Source organism: Terriglobales bacterium, from assembly GCA_035651655.1.
Classification (GTDB): domain Bacteria; phylum Acidobacteriota; class Terriglobia; order Terriglobales; family Acidobacteriaceae; genus DASRFG01.
Genome location: DASRFG010000003.1, coordinates 1 through 21,821, shown reverse-complemented (window position 1 = coordinate 21,821; position 21,821 = coordinate 1). Strand labels below are relative to the sequence as shown.

The following is a 21,821-nucleotide window of genomic DNA, read 5'->3' as shown; positions in this document are numbered from 1 at the left end:
ATTGATATGGTCCGAGTCACACTACCGCCACATCTGCGGACGCTGGCGAAGCTCGACGGCTTCGAGGTGAAGCTCGAAGTGCAGGGTCCAGTCACGCAGCGTTCGGTGCTCGACGCGCTCGAGGCGAGTTATCCGATGCTGCGTGGCACCATCCGCGACCACAGCACGCAGCAGCGCCGTGCTTTTCTGCGGTTCTTCGCCTGCGAGGAAGATCTCTCCCACGAATCGCCGGACGCGCCACTTCCCGAGGCGGTCGCGTCGGGCAAAGAGCCGCTGATCATCCTGGGGGCAATTGCGGGAGGGTAGCGCTTATCATTGACTGGATTCTTAAACGAATGGCGGTAAAGCGCCTGTTTTCGCCACATTCCGCATGGCACTACTAGTAACCAACGCTGCCTGCTGATTAGGCGTATGATGAGGTATGTCTTACGCCACAGAACGCCTCACCAGCCTTCGTCAAGAAATCACAGATTTAAGAAACATGAACACTCAGTATTCAGCGCAGAGCGCGCACAGCCCGACCGACAAGTCGGCGCTGGAAGAGCGTGCCGGCCGCCTGCTGCAGATCAAGCAGGAACTGTCAGCCATGCTGAATCATTCTGACAATCCCGCCATCTGGTGGGACAAAACCCGCAAGCCCACTCGCGCCGCCTAGGCGCGTCAAACCCCCAGCGGCAAATCAGGAAGCGCGCTTTTCCCTGTTTTTCTGGTCGGCAATTTCCGTCCGCAGGCGGTCCTCTTGCTCCCGCAGCTCAGGAGTGAACTCGGCGCCGAAATCATCCGCCTCGAATATAGGACGGACTTCGATCTCGGTCCCGCCATCGAAAGGAGCGCGCTTGAGCCACTCGAGGGCTTCGTCCATTGACTTCACTTGCCACAGCCAAAAGCCGGCGATCAGTTCGTTGGTCGCGCCAAACGGTCCGTCAGTCACGGTGCGCTTGTCGCCTGAGAACTTGACGCGCTTGCCCTTGGAGCTCGGGCGGAGCCCCTCGCCGGCTTGCATGATGCCGGCCTTCACCAGCTCTTCGTTGTACTTGCCCATCGCGGTAAGAATTTTGTTGTCCGGCATAATGCCGGCCTCGGAATTTTTGTCCGCTTTGACGATCACCATCACTCGCATCGTTATATGTCCCCGATTAATCAAGATTGTCCAACGATTATCTGCCAAAAGTCGGTGCTCTGGCAGTAAACCACAGCTTCAACTCTGGATTTGATTCTTTTCCCTCACACGTATTAATCTGCTTTCAACGCGGAAAGGAGGTGGTCCAATGTCAAGTTGTGATGACGGGAGTAGACCTAGCGAGGTGGCTGAGACTTAGGGCGTTTCGCTCTGACTAGTCTCGCCGACTACCGGTTCTTTGGGAATTCGCTCCGGAGTTGATCCGGAGACCGGAGTTTGCCGCGGGGGCCACGTTTGAGTGACACCCCTAGGTCAATCCCAACAGTACACCGGCGACCCGCAAGCTGCCGTTCGAGCACTCGCATCGAGAGCGCGTGCACGGACGGAGGGGCTGCGGGTCGTTTTATTTTTGAAGGCCGCCTGAGTAGGGGCAGCCGCGCCGGCCGCCCGGGCGAGCCACGCTTGCCAGCACTGGCGAGGGCGCCTGTGCCCACGTATTTCCGGACTACGTGTGCCCTGTGCTCAGGAACGGTCCAAGGCTTTCCGGATGACGGCGGCTGCGGGATCGGCGATAGAAAACGATTCCAGCTCTGCACCTGTGATCCAACGAGCTTCGGAGGCATCACCCCCGGCGCGCATCTCGCCTGAGAGTGGCCGGCACAAAAAATCTATCAGCACATAATGAAACTGCGTCCTGCCCTCGGAATCCTGAAGAATACGATCAAAGACTTCCAGCACCTCTCCCGGTTCAACGGTCAGGCCAGTTTCCTCAAGCGCCTCGCGAATTGCGCCAGCCCGCAGGGTCTCGCCCAATTCCAACACACCTCCCGGAATGGACCACTGGCCCTTGAGCGGCTCGTTCACCCGCCGGACCACAACAACTCGCCCCTGATCCACAATCACCGCGCCAACTCCGACCAGCGGCCGGTCGGGATAGTCCCGCTTCACGAGAAGAACCCACGTGGATCAAGGTCCACGATCTTCCATCCCTTGCGGCCGGGCTCGAATTCGAAGCGGATTTGTCCCTGCGAGTGCAACGGCGGAATACCGCCGGATGTTGGCACGCCCTCCATTTCAAAATCAGCCAGCGCAATCCCGCGGCCATTCTCGTTCCAGGTCTGAGTGATGTGGTAACGGACACGAAGATCCTGATACTGGCTGAAAAATGAGCGGAGCTGATCGCGGAAGGCGTTGTAGTTCGGCATCTTTTCGCGGTCGAAGGTCTCAAGCATGTCTTCCAGGCTGCCGCTTTCGAGTGCAGATCGAAGTTTGTCGAGCAGCCTGGTGGCGACCGCCGCGGAAAAGTCATTCGCAGCCGGCGATGGTTGTTTCTGCGAAGACAAGGCTCCGGCCGCAGCCACCATGACCAGCAGCAATGACACCGTGGTGATCCAGCAACCCGGCTGACATTTATTCATGCAGGTGATTGTAATCAAGTGCCTTGTTTTGAGGGCGGTGAGAGTTGCCGATGTGCAAAAGTCGCCCCCCAACAAGGTCCCCCGAAGCATATAATTCGTAAGTCGTATCCTACTCACCAACCGGCATAACCAGCCTTCCCCGCCGTGTTGCTAGCGCTCGAAGACTCCGGCGGGCCGACTCCAAATTTAACTCTGAAAGGAGACGGACGTGTTTACAAGAATCGTTGAATGCACGGTAAAAACAGAGAAGCAGGAAGAACTCAGAAATAAGCTGCGCAGCGAGGTGGTACCCATACTCCAGAAACAGTCAGGGTTCGTGGATGAGATCAGCCTGGTTTCGGACCGTGATCCCGAGCGGCTGGTAGCGATTAGCTTTTGGCGTAACAAAGATGACGCCGAACGCTACAACCGCGAGACCTTCCCGCGAATTCTGGACATCATTAAGCCGTTATTGAAAACCACTCCCAAGGTCGAAACCTACAACGTGGAGGATTCGACCGTGCACCGCATTGCAGCGGGCAAAGCTGCAGCTTAGATAATCCCGGCACATCCCATCTCAATTCTGAAGCCCGGGTGTGCCGGGCTTTCTTTTTTGTTGTACATTCCTCTGGCATGCCATCAGCCCAGGCGGACGACTCCCAACCCACAGGCATCTAAAACTGCATGGCGCTCGAAGAATATAAGCGGAAACGGCGGTTTGAGCAGACGCCGGAACCGCCTCCCATGTTGGCAAAGGGCAAGGGCAACCGCTTTGTGGTGCAGAAGCACCGCGCCACGCGCCTGCATTACGACTTCCGCTTGGAGATGGACGGGGTGCTCAAGTCCTGGGCGGTGCCCAAGGGGCCGTCACTGGATCCCGCCGATAAACGACTGGCGATGATGGTGGAGGACCATCCGGTTTCCTATTTCGATTTTGAAGGCATTATTCCGCCGGGAAATTACGGGGCGGGCACGGTTATGGTATGGGACGTCGGCACTTGGGAGCCGCAGGGCGATCTGCACGCCATGCTCGAAAAGGGCGACCTGAAATTCGTCTTGCACGGGCAAAAGCTCAAGGGTGGTTTTGTGCTGGCGCGCATGCGTTCGCGGCGTCCGGGAAGCAAAGGCACGGAGTGGCTGCTCATCAAACACCGCGACGAGTACGCCGTTCCCGGTTACGACATTGATAAGTACGATTACTCGGTGCTCAGCAGGCGCACCCTGGATGAGATCGCGCGCGACGAGGGATCGCGCGAGTGGAAGAGCAGTCGCCCAGCCGCGACAGGAACTTCTTCGGCGAAGAATGCATGGCTGGCGGACTCCATCGCCAAAGTTGATCGTAAAAAAAAAGTCAAAAATCAAAAGCAAAGCAAAACCGCCGAGGAGGCGGAGGACGCCCCGGAGCCCGCGCTAAGAGCAAAAACCGCAAGAGCAGAATCTAGGGCGGCAAAGGGCGATGGTACCGCCGCCGTCAAGAGTTCCACCTCCAAAAAACCCGCACAATCGGTGAAGCCTTCCTCAATCATGAAGAGTCTGCAGGGACTCAAGGGCGCGAAGAAGGCGGCCATGCCGCGCACCATCCATCCCATGCTGGCAACACTAGTGGACAAGCCGTTCGATGATCCCGCATGGCTGTTCGAAATCAAATGGGATGGCTACCGTGCGATCGCCTTTTTGGAGGATGCGAAGGTCCGCCTGGTATCGCGCAATCAGAACGATATGACGGGGCAGTATCCCGAACTGGCGCAGCTGCCGAATTACCTTCGCGCGACCACGGCCATCCTCGACGGCGAAGTCGTCGCTCTCGACGAAGAGGGCCGACCGTCGTTCAGCCTGATGCAGCAGCGGACCGGAATCAGCGGTGATGGGCGGCGGGTCAAGCCGCGTGGTGGCGAGGTGCCCATTGTTTACTACGCATTCGATCTGCTTTATCTGGAAGGCTACGACCTGATGCGTGTGGACCTGGAGGACCGCAAACATTTACTGGCCGAAATTATTGCCACCTCAGAACTGTTGCACTACTCCGACCATTACTTCGAGCACGGTGCTGCATTATTCAAGGCGGCGGGCGAGCGCGGGTTGGAGGGCATCGTCGCCAAACGGCGCAAGAGCTGTTACGAACAAAAGCGCAGCCGCGAATGGCTGAAGATGAAAATCACCAAGCGGCAGGAGTGCGTCATCGGGGGCTACACCGATCCGCGCGGAAGCCGCGAAAACTTCGGCTCGGTCGTGCTCGGCCTTTACGATGACAAAGGCAGGTTGATGCACGTGGGCCAGGCGGGAAGCGGATTCACCGAGGCCACTCATGGCCAGATGTGGGAACGCCTGAAGAAGCTGCAAACCACTAAAAATCCCTTTGCCAATAAAGTGGTGAGCACGCGAGGCGTGCATTGGGTGAAGCCTGAACTGGTGTCGGAGATCAAGTTCAGCGAGTGGACCCACGAAACCGAAGATGGCGGAGTAAAAATGCGCGCCCCGGTGTTCGAAGGCCTGCGTTTCGACAAGTCTCCACGAGAGTGCGTGCTGGAAAAAGAGAAGCCAGCGTTGGCGACCAAAGAATCGGTAGGTTGAACGTCTCTGGTGAGCTACTTGATATCTTTCATCGGCAGCAGAGAGCCGTAATCCTGGCCATTGGGCGCAACCGCGCGGGCAACTACCGCACTGAAAGCCTCTCGCAGTTCTGGATACTTGCTAACCATGCCTTTGATTACGGCCATGTTGTCCTGAAAAACCTGGCTGGTATCCGAGATGTCCGGCACCAGATATTTCACCACCAAGTCGAGTTCATTGTTGACCGGCACGGGAAACACCTGGTTCAATTTAAAACTCTTCGTGCCCAGCATTTGATCAACCGGGCCGCTGGTAGGCAAATCCTTGGGCGCCACTTGCTGAGTTTCATCGTAAATCTTGTCCAGCTGGGGCGTGCCCATAAAGGTCACGGGCTGCATCAGTTGCCTGGCCTGGACGTAGTACATATAAGCGTTGATGTTCTGCCCTTTGGACTTAAATTCTTTGGCCTTGTTCCAATACCATTGCGAATCGTGCCCGGCGATGGTCTCCGGCTGCACGAAATAACCCGCCAGCTTCCAGTTCGCTCCTGCTTGCTCGAGGATCATGGAGACGCTGTATGTGCCATTGGTCGCCTTTACGTCCTGAATAACCAGCGCGTATTTGCCGGGCGCCAAGTTAGGAATGGAAAAACCTACGCGGTCGGGCGAGTTGTAGATGCCACAATAAAAGTCTGCCCGTGCCTCGACCACGGGTCCGGTCTGCGCCAGCAGGAATGGTGGACGCACCGTCGTCTGAGCGCTGGAAAAGTTCTGTTTATTCTCGTTCACCGCCGCCTCTACCCCACCGAAATCCGAAGCCAACGCCGATGTCGCATTCTGACGCAAGGAGACGGAATCGCCGTGGGCAGCCATATCGAAGTAGCGCTTGGCCGTGCTCTCCAGGAGGGAGCGAGTGGCGGGATCCATCTCGCTGGCCAGTTGGCAGGTCATGGCAGCGAAGCCGGGGATCGCCAAAAGTACGACGCCCAGTACTATCTCCGCCGACCGCCTGCAACTCCAGTCTTTCTTTACACTTCGGTGGATCACACTCATTTCCGGTTCCTTCTTTTGCGGTGGCGATTCTATCCTTACGATGCCAAATTCAGCTACCCAGATGCAAGTCAGCCGGTTGCAACGGCGTCTCAAAGGTAACTTCCGACCTTGGCCCGATTTGGAAATTCCCGACGAACAGCGCAAAAAGCCGACCCGTGAGCGTTCTATATACCAGTGCTAATATCTAACTGATTGGACGTTGATCTTGTCACTTAGTCAAATTGCTGTTCTTGCCCTTGGCCTCACGGCGGCTCTTATGCCGTCCGGGGCGGCTGCCCAGAACCCAATCGGCCGCAAGGTCGTGCGGATCCGCAAAGTTAAGGCAAAAGCTGTGGTCGCACCGAAGCAGCCTGAACCTCAGCCGGAGCCGACGCCACCCCCGCCGCCAACCCCTGAGCAGATGCCCGCACAACCTCCGCAAGTCAGCTACCTGAATGGGCAGCTGACGATTATCTCTCAGAACTCGACCTTGGGAGACATTCTCTCAGCGGTGCGTAATCGCACAGGGGCGGTGATTGAGATCCCTCCGGGCGCCGGCAGTGAGCGGGTGGCGGGGAGCATGGGTCCTGGTCCGGCGCGTGATGTGCTCGCGCACCTGCTGAATGGCTCACGTTTTGACTACGTGATGATCGCATCGCCTTCGGATCCTAGTGGCGTGCAACGCGTGATCTTGTCCCCACGCTCTGGCCCCAGCGCCGCAGGAAATACCGGGGGAAATACCACGGTGGCCAATAATCAGGTGCAGCAGCAACCTCAAATGGGAAGTGAGGTCCCCGAAGTACCACAGGAGGTGGAGGAGCAGCCGGACACGCCAACCGCGGAAGAACCTCAAGCGGAAGAGAACCCTGACGCGCCGCCCGCGGTCATGCAGCAGGAGAATCAACAGCAGTTTCCCCAGCAAGGCACCGTCCAGCCCGGACAGCAACCCAATATGCCGCAGGCTTATCCTGGCCAACAACCCGATCAGCAGGCCCCACCGGGACAAGCTGGTGTAAAGACTCCGGAGCAATTGTTGCAGGAATTACAACGGATGCAGCAGCAACAGCAGCAACAACCGCAACAGCCTCAAGAGCCGCAATAATAATAGAGCAAACTAGTCGCCGGCAGCGTGCTGTTGGACCAAGACGCTGGAGGGCGTCGTCTGCTGTGAATGTTGGCCGAAGAGATTAAGGATGCCGGTTATTAAAACGTAACTGGTCCAAATTCCAAAAGCCAGTGCGGCAGAAACTGTTAAGACCAAGATCGCGAAAGTTATAAAAAAACTCAAGGGTTCGGCCCGCCTTCCGTTGTCTGATGCCTTGCCACCTTTGGCAGATGTTCTCGTCCCAAGGTCAAATTCCCGTGCTCTACTTCTTCTTTTCCGCGTTCCACACTGTGCGGGAGACCGCCCGGCCGCAGAATGGGCAAAAATTCAAGCGGTACAGATTGGGACGCTCCTCCGGTGAACGCACCGCGTAGTCTGAATCCACCTCGTTCAGGAGGCGACCTCGCATCTGGCTGAGGGGAGCGTTGACAATCGCATCGCCCTCCACCGCATCTTGCAACATTTGGCAACAGTGCTCTGGCATTGAGCCACCATCAAGCATTTAAAGCAGATGGACAGCAGCAGTTGCCACTCTACCGCGCGTTGACGCTGTTGCTGGTTAGCAACTAAGATACATAAGTAGAGTTGTCTAACCTCACTTTCCACCTACTCAGAGGACCCGTCCACGTTACCAAAGGACAATAACGCCCGGGGACAATGGCGATTACCAAAATAACGGTGCGCGGAGCGCGCCAGCACAATCTGAAAAACATCAACGTTGAGATCCCGCGCAACGCCTTCACCGTGATCACGGGACTGAGCGGCTCGGGCAAATCTTCCCTCGCTTTCGACACTATTTATGCCGAGGGACAGCGCCGGTACGTGGAAACGCTTTCCGCCTACGCCCGCCAGTTTCTCGATCAGATGGAACGGCCCGACGTGGATGCCATTGATGGCCTGAGCCCCTCAATTTCTATCGAGCAGAAAACCACCAGCCGCAGCCCGCGCTCCACGGTGGGGACGATTACTGAGATTTACGACTACCTGCGGCTGCTTTATTCGTCCATCGGTGTGCCGCATTGCCCGAAGTGCGGGCAGGCGATCAGCCGGCAATCGGCGGAGCAGATCGTGCAGCGCGTCATGGCTCTCACCCCACAGGACCGGGTGATGTTGTTGGCGCCCATTGTGCGTGGACGCAAAGGCGAGTTCAAAAAGGAGATGGAAAAGCTCGTCCAGCAGGGTTTCAGTCGCGCTCGCGTAGATGGCGAACTGGTAAACCTGGAAGACGAGATCAAGCTCGACAAGCGCAAGAACCACACCATAGAAGTAGTGGTTGATCGTCTGCTGGTGAAGCCAGGAATCGAGCAGCGCCTGGAAAATTCCGTCAACACCGCCATGAAACTCGCCGATGGTCTGGTGCAAGTGGCCGTGGTGGGAGGCGAGGAGCAGCTTTACTCCGCGCGCCTGGCGTGTCCCAACTGCGGCATCAGCGTGCCGGTGCTGGAGCCGCGTTCGTTCTCCTTCAATAGCGCGTACGGCGCCTGCCCGGAATGCCACGGACTCGGCAGCAAGTACGATTTCGACCCGGCCAAGATCATTGTGGATTGGTCGAAGCCCTTGCTGGAGGGCGGCCTGGGGCCGGGCTCAGCCTCGTCCTACTTGATCCACATGCTGGAGATCACGGCCAAGGCGCACAATTTTGACCTGAGCACACCTTTTGAGAAGCTGCCGGAAAAAATCCAGAACCTGGTGCTCTACGGCGAAGAAAAGAACCGGGGCAATGGAGCACGCACCGGCTTCCGCGGCGTGCTGGCATATTTGAAAGATGCCGTCGAGGAGTCCACGTCCGATAGTTACCGCGAATGGCTGCTGAACTACATGTCGGCCACGCCCTGTCCCGTATGCCACGGCAAACGGCTTCGGCCGGAGAGCCTGGCTGTGAAGGTGAACGGCATGTCTATTGCCGAGTTCACCGCGCTGCCGGTCTCGCGTTCTCTGGAGGCCGCCAGCAAGATCAAACTCACTCCGCGCGAACAGGCAATCGCCGGAAGGATCGTGCACGAGATCAACGAGCGGCTGCAATTCTTGCATGCCGTGGGGTTGGGCTACATCTCGCTTGACCGTTCGGCGGCGACCCTTTCCGGCGGCGAGGGCCAGCGCATTCGCCTTGCGACCCAGATTGGTTCCCGTCTGCGAGGGGTGCTCTACGTTTTGGATGAACCTTCGATCGGCCTGCATCACCGCGACAATGGGCGACTGCTGGCCGCGCTGGAATCCTTACGCGATCTGGGTAATACGGTGCTGGTGGTGGAGCACGACGAGGAGACCATCCGCCGCGCAGATTATGTGGTTGATCTCGGTCCGGGAGCGGGACGGCATGGCGGCCAGCTGGTGGCGCACGGCACGCCGGAAGACATTATGCGCACTCCGGCGTCGCTGACCGGGCAGTACATCTCCGGGAACAAACAAATTGCCATGCTCCCGCAGCGTCGGCAACCCAATGGCGGCGACGTAACGGTGCTGGGGGCGCGGGAAAACAATCTGAAAAATCTGGACGCCAGCTTCCCGCTGGGAGTGATGACCGTGGTGACGGGAGTTTCCGGCTCCGGGAAATCCACTCTGGTGAACGACATTCTTTATCGTGCACTGGCCAAGCACTTGTATCGCTCGCGGGAGGAACCCGGCGCACACAAAGCGATTGTCGGCTTGGACGCAATTGACAAGGTCATCCAGATTGACCAGTCGCCCATTGGGCGTACGCCGCGCTCGAATCCTGCCACCTACACCGGTGTCTTCACGCAGATTCGCGACATTTACGCCATGCTGCCGGAATCGCGCGAGCGTGGCTACAAGGCCGGCCGCTTCTCCTTCAATGTTGCCGGCGGCCGATGTGAGGCGTGCCAGGGCGAAGGACAGCGGCGCATCGAGATGAATTTCCTGCCCGACGTGTACGTGGTGTGCGAGGTCTGCGGGGGTAAGCGCTACAACCAGGAGACGCTGGCGGTGAAGTACAAGGATTTTTCGATTGCCGATTTACTGGAAACGCCGGTCTCGGATGCACTGCCGGTGCTGGAAAACATTCCTCAGATCCGGCAGAAGCTGCAGACTCTCGTAGATGTGGGATTGGGCTACATTCACCTCGGACAGTCGGCGGTGACTCTCTCGGGCGGTGAGGCCCAGCGCATCAAGCTGGCGCGCGAGCTGAGCAAACGGCAAACCGGCAAGACTCTTTACCTGCTGGACGAGCCGACTACCGGCCTGCACTTTGACGACGTCAAGAAACTGCTCGACGTGTTGCACCGCCTTACAGACCTGGGCAACACGATCATCATCATCGAGCACAACCTGGATGTGATCCGCAACGCGGATTGGATCATCGACCTCGGCCCCGAAGGCGGCGAGAATGGCGGCCGCATTGTGGCCCAGGGCACACCCGAGCAGGTAGCGCGGCAGAAAAAGTCCTACACCGGCCAAGCGCTGGCAGAGTACTTTGGGCGTGGTATGGGCGCTTCCAGGCAGCCGGTCGCGGCTAATTTGTAACCTGGGCGTCTTTGCCCCACTCTCCACACTATTCCCTGCTCTTAGTGGCTATCAGCGGTAACTGATCTAAGAAAACCAGATAAGCCGCTAACAGGCGGTAGGTTTGGTAGTAGTCGTCATGAGTTGGGTAAGTCATTTCTTGAAGAGATTTTCGAAGGCCCTGCGCGCGTCATTCACTGGCACTGCGCCGCTCGATGTTTCCCGCTCCACCGCTACTTTCATTGCGTAAAACGTACAACTATTGGCAGCGTCTTTGCGGGTTATCCTTTCTGTAATTGCTTCCTGGCATTCGAAACGGCTGCCAGGATCAAAGTAGGTGCACTGCTTGCAGGAATGCAGCGCCGCGCTGCACTTGGGGCATGGCCCAGTTGGTTCCGTGCCAACCGGCAGCACGGTGCCGCACTGGGCGCATCGGGAAACCGATCTCTTGCCGGGCATCTGCAATTGACGCGGGCCGCCAAGATTGTCTTTAGGACGCGGCGGGGCTTCCTGCTTTTCGCGCGTTGGCTGGTTGCGATCCATGTAACCGTGCTGCCGGTACTTGCGATCCGACATAATTTCCTCTTTAGTCTTTTACTCTGTGTACCAAGTTATATCTTGTGGCTGGACTTGCTCTCCCGCAAGCAATCGGAAGAGTGTATTCCCGGTCGCAGCAAAGCGAAAGATCATCGACTCCCGGATGATCTGCTCCGCTTTTTTACGCGAAATTCACCGCCGTGTAACAGTTCCTTAACACTCGAGTGTTATTGATTGCACATTACCATGCACCGACATGGAGGCAGTAACCATGGCAGTACCGGCGGGGAAATTTCCATCAGATCGCGGAACTGAGCACTCCTATCTGGTGGGTCTGACATTGCGCGCCTGCGAGTTGGCGAAAACATCAGCGGGCAATGTTGCCGATGCGCTGGGCTCGAACTCGCCCGCAGTGTACGGCACAGTGGACGAATGCGAGAAGGAGTTGGACGCGCTCGATCGCGAACTCGATGAACGGGTCTGCGCAGCCCTTGCCAATACCTCTGAGCCCGAGCGCCGCGAATTGCTGGCCTGCATTCGCTTCATGACCGACCTGGAACGCATAGGCGACCTGATTTCTACCTTCGCTTCCGGGGCCCGCATCCTTGGCCGCCGCATGGAGAGCCGCGACATCCAAGACTTGATTCGCATGGCCTCGGTACTGGAAAAGATGCTGGGCGATGCTTACAAGGCGTTTGCCGGCCGCGATATCGACCGCGCCATCGCAATTTTTCGCGCCGACGCCGAAATTGACCGCCTGCGAAATCTGATGTTCGTCAGGCACGTAGAAAATCCGGAAGGCGAGGCGCACAGCGAGAGCATCCAAGTTCTCTTCATGGCGCAGGCCTTGGAACGTGCCGGCGACCACGCCAAGAACCTGGCAGAGGAAGTTTGCCACTTCGTGAGTGGCCACACCGTGCGGCACGTGCTGCGCAACAGCCAGAAATCCTACGAGCAGATGTTTCTGCAATGGCTTCGTGAGCGGCAACCGCAGAAGAACGGCGGCGGTGCATAGATTCGAGTACTCCCTTTCTTAATTGGGTTTTCTGCTGCGATAAACCGCGAATTGCAAAGTAGACTCCACCTGCTCAAGCAGAGGACTGCGCGCAAGCACGTGCTCCAGGACCGGATTGTGATAAAGCACATAAAATTGCCGCGCATGCTCGCGCAATGAGTGTTCAAGGTTGGTGATGACTGCTTCCAGTCCGGGTTCCGGCAGGGGATTAAACAGGAACAGCACAGTCGGCGTAGGCGGGAAATGAAATTGGCGTGCGTCTCCGCATTGCGACTCCACTCGAAAACATCGTTGGCTGGGACTGTTGAATCTGCGGATGTTGTCTTCCGCTACCCGGTGAAACTCGGGAATCAGCTCCACGCCAAGCGCTCGGCGGAACGGATATTCCGACGCCATGAGCAGGGCACGTCCCTTGCCCGAACCCAGATCAATAAAGTCAAATTCTTGGTACTCGATGTGCAGTTTGCTTAACGTCTCTTGGAATAGCGCTGGATCGCAGGGCTGGTAAGGACCGCCAGCCAGCACTCCCAGCAGATGCGTGCGCAAGCTGACCGTGGCGGCAGTGGTATGAACCTTGTAGTCGCAGTCAAACTCAATATCGCCGTAGCGCTGCTTGCGGCGCGCGGGGGTCGCATCGCGAACAAACTCCCACATTTCCCGGAAGAAGAGTTGGGCCGTACGCAGCAGCCCCAAACGCGAAAGATTGGTACGCCACCACTCGCGGATCGCCTGCCAGACAAGAGCTTGGCCGGTCTCCATTGTGAACTCGGCGCCCTTCAATTCAGCGCACCCCTGAGGCATCGAAGCTGACCACCGGCTGGGTTTCCCTACTCCGTGGCGGTGACCTTGGCAATGCGTTGGAATTTCCCCGCTTCAATTCCCTTGATCGCGGCTAGCGCGAGCGAAATCATTTGCGCCGGCAACATCTCCAACACTGGACGCGCGCCGTTTCCGCTCTCGGGCAACTTGGCGGCCGGTTGGTCTGAATGCGGGCCACAAAGGACGGCGCGCGCGCCTATTTTTCGAACGTCGCTGATCAGGGCGCGGTTCAGATCGGTGGTTTTGGAATCACCCTCGTACACCAAAACAAAGACTTCCGGACTGAGGATTTCAAACGGGCCATGACGCATGGCAGCGCTGCTCATCCCTTCAGAATGGACGCGGGTTGATTCCTTAATGGTGAGGCCGGCGGTCAAAGCTGCAGCCAGCGAGCTGCCCCGTCCTACGGTGAACAGATCGCGTATTCCCTCGAGCTCGGGGATAAGTGCGCCTACATGTCTTTCCCAGTTATTCAGGTACTGCTGCATGGCGTCAGCCGCTGCTGCAAGTTCGGCGGTGATGCGCTCCGGCTTGCCCTCACACAGCACCTCACCGATCCAGGCCATGGCCGCCACCGCCGCCACCCAAGTCTTGCACGAGACTGAAAATTCGTTGCCCGCGCGCGTGACCACCGCCGCGGTCGCGCGGGTTGCGAGGGGCGAACCTTCGGTGTTCGTGATTCCGATAATTGGGCCGCGCCGTTCAGGCATTTCGAGCAGGCGCAAAGTTTCGGCGCTTCTACCGGACTGCGAAACCGCAATCAACAGCGTCTCCTGGGTCAGGAGCTGCGGCATGTAATGAATGAGCTCAGAGGTTTCCGCCATCACGCTGGTGAACCCGTGCTCAGTTAGCCGCAGGTTCAGGGGATGCAACGCGTGGAAGGAACCGCCCATTCCGGTGAGCACGATGCGCTGATACTTCTCGCGATCCAGTCCCACCGCCAGCTCCTGCAATTTGGGAGTAAGTTGGAGACCGGCAAGCGTGTCACGCAAGGCCTGCGGCTGGGCCAGCAGGTCACGAAAGTATTGCCCTTGTATTACGGTTTTATCGCTCATTCTTTTCGTTCGCCGTAGCGGTTGTACCAGGCGCTGGCGGCGCCCACCACCCCGGTATCTGGGCCCATGGAGGCAAGCACGATCTCAGTCTTATAAGCAGGAACCAACGTGCAATTGGTCCGCACCACCTCGTGGATGCGGTCCATAAAAAGATGGGAGCTGCCCATAAGGCCCCCGCCAAGGGCAATACGATCGGGGCAAAATGACATCACCAGGTTAGCAAGCCCAACTCCGATGTAATAGCCTTCTCGCTCAACCGCCTTCTTGGCCAGAGGATCGTTCTGCTCCGCCATTTCGCAGATCATCTTCGCGCTCAGGCCTTCCGGCAGCCGGGCGCCTTTAGGTGCATTCGCTTTCATCCACGACACCATTGCGGGACCTGCTGCCATCCACTCCCAGCAGCCGTGGGCGCCGCAGTAGCATTCTGGCCCTGACGCCTCAACCACAAAATGACCTACTTCGGGATGGGCGCCGTCAACTCCGCGATAGAGCTGACCATCAAATACTATTCCGCCGCCGATCCCCGTGCTGATGGTCACATAAATAAAGCGGGTCTTTCCCTTACCGGCGCCCCATGCAGACTCCGCCAGCGCCGCAGCATCAGCATCATTTTCCACTGCCACGCGCACACCGAATTGGCTCTCCAGTGGCTTCATGATGTCAGACCCTTCCCAGGTGGGCAGGGTGTCCACCCGGCCGTAGATGCCGGTCCACGGATCAACCGGGCCGCTGCTTCCAATTCCTATTCCGGTGATGGGAGCATCCGCGGCGCGGGAGCACTCTTGCAACATCTGCCGCATACGTGCCAACCCATCGGCGAACCCGCGCTCGGCAGCCGTAGGAGATTCCATCTTGTGCACGATCCTCCCGTTTTCCGCCACCATGGCAACTGCAATTTTTGTCCCTCCGACATCAATGGCCCCAATCACCCGTGCGTCTTCCTTTCATTATCTGGAGACAGGAAATTCCCTGCACTCGGTCTCAAAAAAGAGTTCTCATCTAGTGAAAATGATGCAGCGTGGTCAACTGATTATTGTAGCTGAGCGGAAGAGTGAGAGTGGATGTGGAGGAACCGTTGGAATCAATATCGCTGCTCACCCGCTGTCCAATCCTGTGCATGCCACGTTTGACAGGCCTTTCGCGCCCGTCCTATACTGCCGCCCCGGTCGCATTTACACCCAGCCGATGAGGTATCCTATGTCCCGTTTTCGTTCCGCCGCTCTCGCCACGCTTCTGATTTGCGTCTCTGTCCTTAGCTTTTCCGCTGATCGCCATCCCAAGCTCACGCCGCAGCAGAGCGGTACCACCAATCGGCTACAGGCCATCAGCCCGGTTAGCGAACGAGTGGTATGGGCAAGCGGGGTCGGCGGAACCTACGCTCTGACTACTGACGGTGGAAAGACGTGGCACGCCGCCGTGGTTCCAGGCGCTGAGAGCCTGCAGTTTCGCGACGTGCAGGGAGTCAGCGACAAGGTCGCTTATCTGCTCTCGGCGGGAGTGGGCACCGACTCGCGCATTTACAAGACCGAAGACGGCGGGAAATTCTGGTCATTGCAATTCCAAAACACCGACCCGAACGGGTTCTATGACTGCTTTGCCTTTTGGACTCCGAAGCGCGGAGTCACCATGGCGGATTCGGTAGCTGGCCGTTTCCCCGTGATCCGGACGCGTGACGGCGAGACGTGGCAAGACATCGGCAACAATCTCCCGGCTGCCCAGCCCGGCGAAGCCGCATTTGCCGCGAGTGGCACTTGCATCGCGACCCAGGGCAGGAACCGGGCCTGGATCGGTACTGGCGGCGCCCAGAAGGCACGCATCATCGCCACCCGCGATGGCGGCGACTCATGGACCGCGTACAACACGCCCATCGTGCAGGGCACACCGACCTCAGGCGTAATCAGCGTGGATTTCCGCGATGCAATCCATGGCATTTTGGGCGGCGGAGAGCTGGTTACGCCCACCGAGTTCTCCAACAATATTGCGCGCTCGAACGACGGCGGAAAGACCTGGAAGCTGGCCACGCGCACTCCTTTTCCTGGCTCCGTATACGGGCTGAGCTATGTACGGGAAATCGGCCGTGGAGATGATGGGCACGGGCGCGCGGATGGTGGCGGCGCAAGCCATGCCGTAGTAGCTACCGGCCCGAGCGGCGCTGCCTGGTCGCCCAATGAAGGTAAGACCTGGTTTTTACTGCCGGGAGTTACGAACTATTGGGCCGTGGCATTCGCCAGCCGTCGCGCGGGCTGGCTCGTGGGCACGCAGGGACGAATTCTTAAAATCAGCTTTGATCAGCGGCGTTGAATTCGGTGAAATAGGTTACCGGGCGCCCTGTGCTCCGCTCTTGAGTGACTGGCGGAATTGGAACTGCCCTTCCAAGGTGTCCATCCAACTGCGAAAGATGAGTTCGCTTTCAGCAGCCACGTAGAGAAATCTCAGACCTGCCAATGACGGGTTGGTCCAGGCGACCACCGCCTTGGCGTTGAAAGTTCTCTCTTCCGTACTTGGCAGCTTTAACTGGATAGTAAGAACTCCCTGCAGTTCGATCTTACGGTTGAGCCGCACCGCCATTCCGCCTTCACTGATGTTGACCAGGTCCACGGAAATAGTCTCTCCCGTAGCGGTCTGGAGTTCTACCGGGAGGTCAACCGGATACCGGAAATAGCGGCGGTGCTCGCGCTCCATTCTGGCGAGCGCAAGATCGAGAAAGGAGCGCAGCCGTTCCTTTTCAACCGGCTTGCGCAGAACATAGTTCGCTCCCAGCGTACCGGCACTCTCTACGCTGGTAGTGCCGTTCACCACCGCAAAAATAGTTGCGGACTTGTTGGAAGGGCTATTCCTGATTTTACTGAGCGCTTCGCCACCGCCGGGGATGTCATCGCAATCAATGACCAGGCCATCCAGGTGACGCGTCTTACATAGATCCACGGCGCTAGCCGCTTCCCGCCGCAACTCCAGGTCAATGCTCAGGTCGGCAAACACTCCCCGCACAACCGCGAGTAAGGTTGGGTCCTGCGTGACAATAAGACACTGCATAGATGGAGCCCGCTTATCTCGACAACAGTCGAGCTGCGCCGCCACATAGCGCGCAACCCGAGCACTAGAACCCCGGCCCAGCTTACTTCATGTACAGCGCTTCGAAGTTAATTCCATGCCGCCTGTACCTCGCTTATCACCCCGCCGGCGACGGCATTCCAAGCTACTGCAGCGATTGTTTGTCTGACAGGTTCCGGGGCGAATGGTGATTCAACACCGCTACCAGTTCCCGTCCTGATGCCGGTATACCGACCCTTTGCTGGCGTACGATTTCGCGCGCGGTGATCTTCCGGCCGTACAGTTTCTGGTTGGCGCTATTGTCCTGACGCAGGGTTGAGCCTTCGAGCGAGATTCCCGCGAACAAACCCCGCGACCGTGAATACGAAAGTATTTCCGCTCGCATGACCACGTCGGTCGCGGCGGTTGCGGCTCTACCCTTGGGGCCGGCCGCGGCTGCAGCATCAGCGCCCAACTTTACCTTGCTCTTGAGTAACGAGTCCGCGCCGTGGGGGTTCATCACCAGTAAGACAAAGTCAGTGGCTTGCCCGCCCAGTTGAAACCCGATATTGCCGCCTTCCAGCGCATACATTGCGGGAGCGCTCCACGGTCCGGTGAAGTGCTGTCCGGTGCGGCACGTCATAACCCCGCGGCCATAGCTTCCGCCGATCCCAATGGCGAATTTCTTAACCGACGGCAATACGATCACGCACTCGGCGCGATCGAACAAATCTTTAGGTATGTTGTCCGGAATGTTAACAATTTCTTTGAGCACCTCACCCGCCTGCTTCACCCGATCAGATTCTTTTTCGTTGCTCCCGGCAAACAGAGTACCTGCTAGAAAGAGTACCAATGTCAAAGACATACACTGCCGTTTCATGAAACCTCCATGGGGGAATTCTCATCTTAAACTAAAGAAGAACGCGGGTAACGAAAGTTCGAGCCCCATATGTAACTTGGCAGCATCCCCCTCCCTATCCTAGAGTCTTTTTGTGGCACCCAAACTGCAGTAATTATCTAGACGGCATTGCCAGCTGCCTTAAACGGCAGAAAATGCACATCGAATGAAATTTTTGCCTCTCATCGCGCTGCTCGCCGCAACCTTGGGGACGCCCCTGTGGGAAACCCCGGCCCGGGCACAAAGCGCGGGGATGGCGGTTGCCTCTCCTTATCTGGCTACGGCGAGCACCGCCGTGACCGAAGCCACTCCGGAAGCGATGGACGAGCAGACCAACACTCCTCTGATCACCATCCGCAAGCGGGTGGATGAAGTGAGCGTGGTTTTCACCGCCACAAACAGCCACGGCAAATTTGTAAAGAATCTTTCACAAAATGATTTTTCCGTGCTCGACAATCAAAAGCCGGCGCAAAGTATTCTGGACTTCCGCGGCGCCACTGATCTGCCTTTACGTGTCGGCTTGGTGATTGACTCCAGTGGTTCGGTCAGTGCCCGCATGGGTTTCGAGCAAGAGTCCGCAATTCAATTTCTAAACCAGGTGCTGCGGCCGCGGACTGACAAAGCATTCGTAATCGGGTTTAACAGTCACTCCGTCCTGATGCAGGACTACACCGACAACGTTCTGCACCTCTCGGAAGCGGTCCACCGGCTGCATGACGGTGGCGGCACCGCTCTCTACGATGCCGTCTACCTGGCGTGCCGGGAAAAACTCCTGAAGAGCAGCGACGCTCAACCGGTTCGCCGCGCGTTAATCGTGGTGAGTGACGGTGAGGACAACCAGAGCGAGGAGCGCCTGGCGGACGCCATTCAGATGGCGCAACGCGCTGAAGTCGTGATCTATGCCATCAGCACAGACGATAGCGGCGTAATCATGCGCGGTGATAACACTCTGGAACAATTGGCGACGGCGACCGGAGGACGTGCGTTCTTCCCGTTTAAGATGAGCGACATTACTCGCGCCTTCAGCGCCATCCAAGAAGAACTACGCAGCCAGTATTCGGTTGCCTATAAGCCGGCAGAGTTCTCTCCCGATGGCCGGTATCACTCCATCGAGATCGTCGCCAACAATAAGAAGATCCGCGTGCGCGCCCGCCCCGGGTATTACGCACCACGTCAGTAGGACTGACTTTAACTCGATCCCTTTACTCTTGAGGTCAAACGAGCCGTCTCTTCTTTGTTCCGCACCCGGAACAAAAACGTTGTGGAATTTTGCGAAAAATCGGTGCCTCTGCTACGGAACGGACATAAGGTTCGCCGAGTACATGTGGAACAACATGCCCCATGCGACCATACCAGCAGCCATAGACGTTCCGACGGATCAGCCATGAAGAAAATCATCCTGTTTGTTCTCTGGAGTTGTGCTGCGTTCGCACAGGGCGTCAAGCCAACAGGTGCTTGGCTCCCGGCGCACATGAAATGGGAGCATGCTCCGCCGAGCGTCAATCCGAAGCTGGAGACGGGAGCGACAACCGTGCTCTACTTCGACGATCAAAAGCACTTCGCTGTTGTGGAGTGCGTAGTTAATCGAGAGTCGGGGCGATATACGATAAGCCATGGAGACGGGCAAGTCGTTTCCTTGGGTGAATGGGACGGGCAGTTACCCGGCCAGGTAAAATATCGGCTTGTTAGCAGGACGGTTCAGCGCGCAGGCGAGACCTTGCCCCGGCCATGGCGTGAGAAGAAACTGGCGTCCACTCCGAAGGGTTATCTCTTGTTCCAGGGAAAGCTGTATCACCACGTCGAGGACTTAGAGCCGAGCGTCAGAGAGCTGCTGCATGGCACACCGGAAGCGGCTTGGAAATAGTGGCACGCTCCTAGTGATCCTCGCGCTATGCGCGGTGAGCTGGGCAGCGGACAAGAGTACGGCAGCGAAGGCCGATCGCGTGGTGATCGTGAAGAGCACGCGCACGCTGACGCTGCTGAGCCACGGTCAGGTGCTCAAAACTTACAAAGTCTCGCTGGGACGTGGAGGCAGCGGAGCGAAGAGCCAGGCGGGAGATCGGGAGACGCCCGAGGGCGAATACATGATCGACTCCAAGAACGCGCACAGCCGTTTCCATCGTGCGCTGCATATCTCCTATCCGAACGCGCGAGATCGAGAACGAGCGCGCAAGCAAGGCACGAGTCCCGGAGGTCTGATCGAAATCCACGGCATCGAGGAGAAGTGGGCCTGGGTCGGGTCACTCCATCGGCAGGTGAACTGGACAGCGGGATGCATCGCCGTGACCAACCCAGAGATCGAGGAAATCTGGTCGCTTGTTCCAACTGGCACGCCGGTTGAGATACGGCCGTGAGGTTTTGAAAGAGAGAAGTCTGCTGAGCTTCTCGGATACGAGCACAATTATGACACTACTTACAATTATGCCGTATCCCGCTATGAGTCGTCCTCAACCGGGCGTTTCATGAGGCCGGATCCGGTGGGCGGGCTGTTTGCCGATCCTCAGACTCTGAACAAATACAGTTACGTTAGAAACAATCCTGTTAACCTCACCGATCCGACTGGACACGAGTTCCGGCATGGGGATGATATGAAACAAATCACGCTTCTTATTCTGCTGTTGATCGCGAGCATTCACGCTCAGAGCAGGCAAATGTCATCGAGTTCTGGAAGCACAATCACACTTTGTGCTCTGGTCGACCATGCGAACGAGTATTCAGGAAAGGCAGTACGGGTCCAGACAAGGGTCGTAAGTGGACCAGAGTTCTCAATCCTGCGTGACGACTCTTGTCCGCCAAAGGAGAACCCGGCATCTGGCAAGCACGACGTGGTTTTGGCGACGTTTGATCAGGATCATTTTGAGTTCAAGTCTCCTCTCAACAAAAAGTTGACGAAACTCCTTAAGAGGAACGAGCAGGCGGAGATTACTGCTGTAGGCAACTTCATCGATCCGGGCAAGGACATAGGCCATCAACTCTGCTGCCGATATGAGTTCCGAATTCGAGAGTTGATCAACGTCAAGGCCGCAGGGAGTGGACGACCTTAACGTACGATGCAAGCCCTTTTCAGCTGTGACGGATGGCTGTGCTTGCAGTACAAGTTCGCCGGCAAAGAACGGGATGCCGAGTCCGGCTTGGACAATTTCAAAGCAAGGTACTTCGGCAGTTCAATGGGCAGATTCATGTCTCCCGATCCTGCGGGGATCATGAAGCAGAAAGTCATTGACCCGCAGCAGTGGAACATGTACTCCTACGCGCGAAACAACCCGGTCCGCTTCGTTGACCCCACAGGTAAGTATCTGGAACTAAGAGGAGACGACGCGGCGCGAAAAAAGCAGCTCGAAGCGTTGCAGAAGGCAACGGGCGAGGCAGGTAGCTACTTGTACGACAACGCGGGAAAAGATGGAAAACACTACCTTGGAATCTATACGAACGGCCAAGACGGCAAAGGTCATGCCTTCGGAAGCATCAATGCGGTGTCTAACAAGCTGAGTGGAATTATCAATGACACCAAAGCGGGTGCTGACATCCAGTTTGTCAGTCCCGGCACGAAAATCATGGGTATCAGCATCGGTTCGGCTGACAAAGGCATGAGTCCAGCCGGAACGATGGCAATACCAGGGATCGCCCATATTTACGTAACGAGCGGTGATCTCGGGCATATGCCGGGGAACCTCATGGAAAATGGGAAACCAATCGAGGCCACTCTTGGAGAGGTCCTCGTCCACGAACTCGGCCACGTGGATAGCGTTTGGTATCACGGAGGCCAGGACACCAATGGAGACGCTGTGAGGATCGAAGATCAAGT

At 57.4% G+C, this 21,821-nt stretch carries 23 protein-coding genes and 1 pseudogene; 13 read left to right on the top strand and 11 right to left on the bottom strand.

Features of this window, described 5'->3' with window-relative positions; translation table 11 throughout:
• Window positions 1-6: 6 nt before the first annotated feature.
• Both VFA76_02430 and VFA76_02425 read left to right on the top strand, forming a co-directional pair.
• Entirely contained in the window at window positions 7-306 is a 300-nt protein-coding gene (locus tag VFA76_02430; GenBank protein ID HZR30696.1) for a MoaD/ThiS family protein, read from the top strand.
• Window positions 307-421: 115 nt separating this feature from the next.
• The gene (locus VFA76_02425) at window positions 422-655 is read left to right on the top strand and encodes a hypothetical protein (protein ID HZR30695.1); all 234 of its coding nucleotides are present in this window, start codon (window positions 422-424) and stop codon (window positions 653-655) included.
• 24 nt (window positions 656-679) lie between these two features.
• Here VFA76_02425 and VFA76_02420 read toward each other — a convergent pair whose 3' ends face one another.
• The 3 genes from VFA76_02420 to VFA76_02410 form a co-directional block, all read right to left on the bottom strand.
• Window positions 680-1,168, bottom strand: coding sequence for a YciI family protein (locus VFA76_02420; protein HZR30694.1), 489 nt, complete (start codon window positions 1,166-1,168; stop codon window positions 680-682).
• 474 nt (window positions 1,169-1,642) lie between these two features.
• On the bottom strand, window positions 1,643-2,068 hold the full coding sequence (locus VFA76_02415; protein HZR30693.1) for an NUDIX hydrolase: 426 nt from the start codon (window positions 2,066-2,068) through the stop codon (window positions 1,643-1,645).
• Entirely contained in the window at window positions 2,065-2,538 is a 474-nt protein-coding gene (locus VFA76_02410) for a hypothetical protein (protein HZR30692.1), read from the bottom strand. Before VFA76_02410 ends, VFA76_02415 begins: the two co-directional genes overlap by 4 nt.
• 208 nt (window positions 2,539-2,746) lie before the next feature.
• On the opposite strand from VFA76_02410, the gene VFA76_02405 reads away from it, so the two are divergent.
• Together VFA76_02405 and ligD are read left to right on the top strand one after the other, a co-directional pair.
• A complete protein-coding gene (locus tag VFA76_02405; GenBank protein ID HZR30691.1) occupies window positions 2,747-3,073 on the top strand; it encodes an antibiotic biosynthesis monooxygenase family protein in 327 nt (108 codons plus the stop codon).
• Between the two features lie 128 nt (window positions 3,074-3,201).
• Window positions 3,202-5,088: a non-homologous end-joining DNA ligase gene (gene ligD / locus VFA76_02400; protein ID HZR30690.1), complete on the top strand. Its 1,887-nt coding sequence runs from the start codon at window positions 3,202-3,204 to the stop codon at window positions 5,086-5,088.
• 14 nt (window positions 5,089-5,102) lie between these two features.
• Here ligD and VFA76_02395 read toward each other — a convergent pair whose 3' ends face one another.
• Complete coding sequence (locus VFA76_02395) at window positions 5,103-6,119, bottom strand: hypothetical protein (protein ID HZR30689.1); 1,017 nt, start codon at window positions 6,117-6,119, stop codon at window positions 5,103-5,105.
• Window positions 6,120-6,375: 256 nt separating this feature from the next.
• On the opposite strand from VFA76_02395, the gene VFA76_02390 reads away from it, so the two are divergent.
• Window positions 6,376-7,200, top strand: a complete 825-nt coding sequence (locus VFA76_02390; GenBank protein ID HZR30688.1) for a hypothetical protein — start codon at window positions 6,376-6,378, stop codon at window positions 7,198-7,200.
• A 265-nt stretch (window positions 7,201-7,465) separates the two neighbouring features.
• Here the strand turns inward: VFA76_02390 and VFA76_02385 are convergent, their stop codons facing one another.
• Window positions 7,466-7,687 (bottom strand): hypothetical protein, encoded by a 222-nt coding sequence (locus VFA76_02385; protein ID HZR30687.1) that lies wholly within the window; start codon window positions 7,685-7,687, stop codon window positions 7,466-7,468.
• A gap of 173 nt (window positions 7,688-7,860) precedes the next feature.
• Here VFA76_02385 and uvrA point away from each other — a divergent pair, with 173 nt between their 5' ends.
• Window positions 7,861-10,683: an excinuclease ABC subunit UvrA gene (uvrA, locus tag VFA76_02380; GenBank protein ID HZR30686.1), complete on the top strand. Its 2,823-nt coding sequence runs from the start codon at window positions 7,861-7,863 to the stop codon at window positions 10,681-10,683.
• Between the two features lie 132 nt (window positions 10,684-10,815).
• On the opposite strand, the gene VFA76_02375 is transcribed toward uvrA, so the two are convergent.
• The gene (locus tag VFA76_02375) at window positions 10,816-11,238 is read right to left on the bottom strand and encodes a hypothetical protein (GenBank protein ID HZR30685.1); all 423 of its coding nucleotides are present in this window, start codon (window positions 11,236-11,238) and stop codon (window positions 10,816-10,818) included.
• Between the two features lie 232 nt (window positions 11,239-11,470).
• Between VFA76_02375 and VFA76_02370 the strand changes: the two genes are divergently transcribed.
• Window positions 11,471-12,214, top strand: a complete 744-nt coding sequence (locus VFA76_02370; protein ID HZR30684.1) for a PhoU domain-containing protein — start codon at window positions 11,471-11,473, stop codon at window positions 12,212-12,214.
• Between the two features lie 18 nt (window positions 12,215-12,232).
• Here VFA76_02370 and VFA76_02365 read toward each other — a convergent pair whose 3' ends face one another.
• The 3 genes from VFA76_02365 to VFA76_02355 form a co-directional block, all read right to left on the bottom strand.
• Complete coding sequence (locus VFA76_02365) at window positions 12,233-12,973, bottom strand: class I SAM-dependent methyltransferase (protein ID HZR30683.1); 741 nt, start codon at window positions 12,971-12,973, stop codon at window positions 12,233-12,235.
• A 68-nt stretch (window positions 12,974-13,041) separates the two neighbouring features.
• Window positions 13,042-14,088: an SIS domain-containing protein gene (locus VFA76_02360; GenBank protein ID HZR30682.1), complete on the bottom strand. Its 1,047-nt coding sequence runs from the start codon at window positions 14,086-14,088 to the stop codon at window positions 13,042-13,044.
• Complete coding sequence (locus tag VFA76_02355; GenBank protein ID HZR30681.1) at window positions 14,085-15,017, bottom strand: ROK family protein; 933 nt, start codon at window positions 15,015-15,017, stop codon at window positions 14,085-14,087. The genes VFA76_02360 and VFA76_02355 overlap by 4 nt, the downstream gene beginning before the upstream one ends.
• Before the next feature lie 268 nt (window positions 15,018-15,285).
• Between VFA76_02355 and VFA76_02350 the strand changes: the two genes are divergently transcribed.
• On the top strand, window positions 15,286-16,389 hold the full coding sequence (locus tag VFA76_02350; GenBank protein HZR30680.1) for a hypothetical protein: 1,104 nt from the start codon (window positions 15,286-15,288) through the stop codon (window positions 16,387-16,389).
• Between the two features lie 15 nt (window positions 16,390-16,404).
• Here VFA76_02350 and VFA76_02345 read toward each other — a convergent pair whose 3' ends face one another.
• Window positions 16,405-17,121: a PilZ domain-containing protein gene (locus VFA76_02345; GenBank protein HZR30679.1), complete on the bottom strand. Its 717-nt coding sequence runs from the start codon at window positions 17,119-17,121 to the stop codon at window positions 16,405-16,407.
• A 163-nt stretch (window positions 17,122-17,284) separates the two neighbouring features.
• Window positions 17,285-17,998, bottom strand: a complete 714-nt coding sequence (locus VFA76_02340; protein HZR30678.1) for a lipid-binding SYLF domain-containing protein — start codon at window positions 17,996-17,998, stop codon at window positions 17,285-17,287.
• Between the two features lie 184 nt (window positions 17,999-18,182).
• Between VFA76_02340 and VFA76_02335 the strand changes: the two genes are divergently transcribed.
• The 5 genes and pseudogenes from VFA76_02335 to VFA76_02315 form a co-directional block, all read left to right on the top strand.
• Window positions 18,183-19,196, top strand: a complete 1,014-nt coding sequence (locus VFA76_02335) for a VWA domain-containing protein (GenBank protein HZR30677.1) — start codon at window positions 18,183-18,185, stop codon at window positions 19,194-19,196.
• A 204-nt stretch (window positions 19,197-19,400) separates the two neighbouring features.
• Window positions 19,401-19,880, top strand: coding sequence for a hypothetical protein (locus tag VFA76_02330; GenBank protein HZR30676.1), 480 nt, complete (start codon window positions 19,401-19,403; stop codon window positions 19,878-19,880).
• Window positions 19,852-20,370 carry a L,D-transpeptidase family protein gene (locus tag VFA76_02325; GenBank protein HZR30675.1) on the top strand — a complete coding sequence of 173 codons (519 nt, stop codon included), beginning with the start codon at window positions 19,852-19,854 and terminating at the stop codon, window positions 20,368-20,370. The genes VFA76_02330 and VFA76_02325 overlap by 29 nt, the downstream gene beginning before the upstream one ends.
• A 39-nt stretch (window positions 20,371-20,409) precedes the next feature.
• Window positions 20,410-21,060 (top strand): annotated as a pseudogene (locus tag VFA76_02320) (RHS repeat-associated core domain-containing protein).
• A gap of 6 nt (window positions 21,061-21,066) precedes the next feature.
• Window positions 21,067-21,821, top strand: a 755-nt coding sequence (locus VFA76_02315; protein ID HZR30674.1) for an RHS repeat-associated core domain-containing protein, incomplete at its 3' end; no start/stop codon positions are given.

What these genes read in the sequence shown, in the direction of transcription:
- VFA76_02430 (HZR30696.1), top strand. Translation starts at nt 7, where the DNA reads ATGGTCCGAGTCACACTACCGCCACATCTGCGGACGCTGGCGAAGCTC.
- VFA76_02425 (HZR30695.1), top strand. Translation starts at nt 422, where the DNA reads ATGTCTTACGCCACAGAACGCCTCACCAGCCTTCGTCAAGAAATCACA.
- VFA76_02410 (HZR30692.1), bottom strand. Translation starts at nt 2,538, where the DNA reads ATGAATAAATGTCAGCCGGGTTGCTGGATCACCACGGTGTCATTGCTG.
- ligD (HZR30690.1), top strand. Translation starts at nt 3,202, where the DNA reads ATGGCGCTCGAAGAATATAAGCGGAAACGGCGGTTTGAGCAGACGCCG.
- VFA76_02395 (HZR30689.1), bottom strand. Translation starts at nt 6,119, where the DNA reads ATGAGTGTGATCCACCGAAGTGTAAAGAAAGACTGGAGTTGCAGGCGG.
- VFA76_02390 (HZR30688.1), top strand. Translation starts at nt 6,376, where the DNA reads ATGCCGTCCGGGGCGGCTGCCCAGAACCCAATCGGCCGCAAGGTCGTG.
- VFA76_02385 (HZR30687.1), bottom strand. Translation starts at nt 7,687, where the DNA reads ATGCCAGAGCACTGTTGCCAAATGTTGCAAGATGCGGTGGAGGGCGAT.
- uvrA (HZR30686.1), top strand. Translation starts at nt 7,861, where the DNA reads ATGGCGATTACCAAAATAACGGTGCGCGGAGCGCGCCAGCACAATCTG.
- VFA76_02375 (HZR30685.1), bottom strand. Translation starts at nt 11,238, where the DNA reads ATGTCGGATCGCAAGTACCGGCAGCACGGTTACATGGATCGCAACCAG.
- VFA76_02370 (HZR30684.1), top strand. Translation starts at nt 11,471, where the DNA reads ATGGCAGTACCGGCGGGGAAATTTCCATCAGATCGCGGAACTGAGCAC.
- VFA76_02365 (HZR30683.1), bottom strand. Translation starts at nt 12,973, where the DNA reads ATGGAGACCGGCCAAGCTCTTGTCTGGCAGGCGATCCGCGAGTGGTGG.
- VFA76_02360 (HZR30682.1), bottom strand. Translation starts at nt 14,088, where the DNA reads ATGAGCGATAAAACCGTAATACAAGGGCAATACTTTCGTGACCTGCTG.
- VFA76_02350 (HZR30680.1), top strand. Translation starts at nt 15,286, where the DNA reads ATGTCCCGTTTTCGTTCCGCCGCTCTCGCCACGCTTCTGATTTGCGTC.
- VFA76_02345 (HZR30679.1), bottom strand. Translation starts at nt 17,121, where the DNA reads ATGCAGTGTCTTATTGTCACGCAGGACCCAACCTTACTCGCGGTTGTG.
- VFA76_02340 (HZR30678.1), bottom strand. Translation starts at nt 17,998, where the DNA reads ATGAAACGGCAGTGTATGTCTTTGACATTGGTACTCTTTCTAGCAGGT.
- VFA76_02335 (HZR30677.1), top strand. Translation starts at nt 18,183, where the DNA reads ATGAAATTTTTGCCTCTCATCGCGCTGCTCGCCGCAACCTTGGGGACG.
- VFA76_02330 (HZR30676.1), top strand. Translation starts at nt 19,401, where the DNA reads ATGAAGAAAATCATCCTGTTTGTTCTCTGGAGTTGTGCTGCGTTCGCA.
- VFA76_02325 (HZR30675.1), top strand. Translation starts at nt 19,852, where the DNA reads ATGGCACACCGGAAGCGGCTTGGAAATAGTGGCACGCTCCTAGTGATC.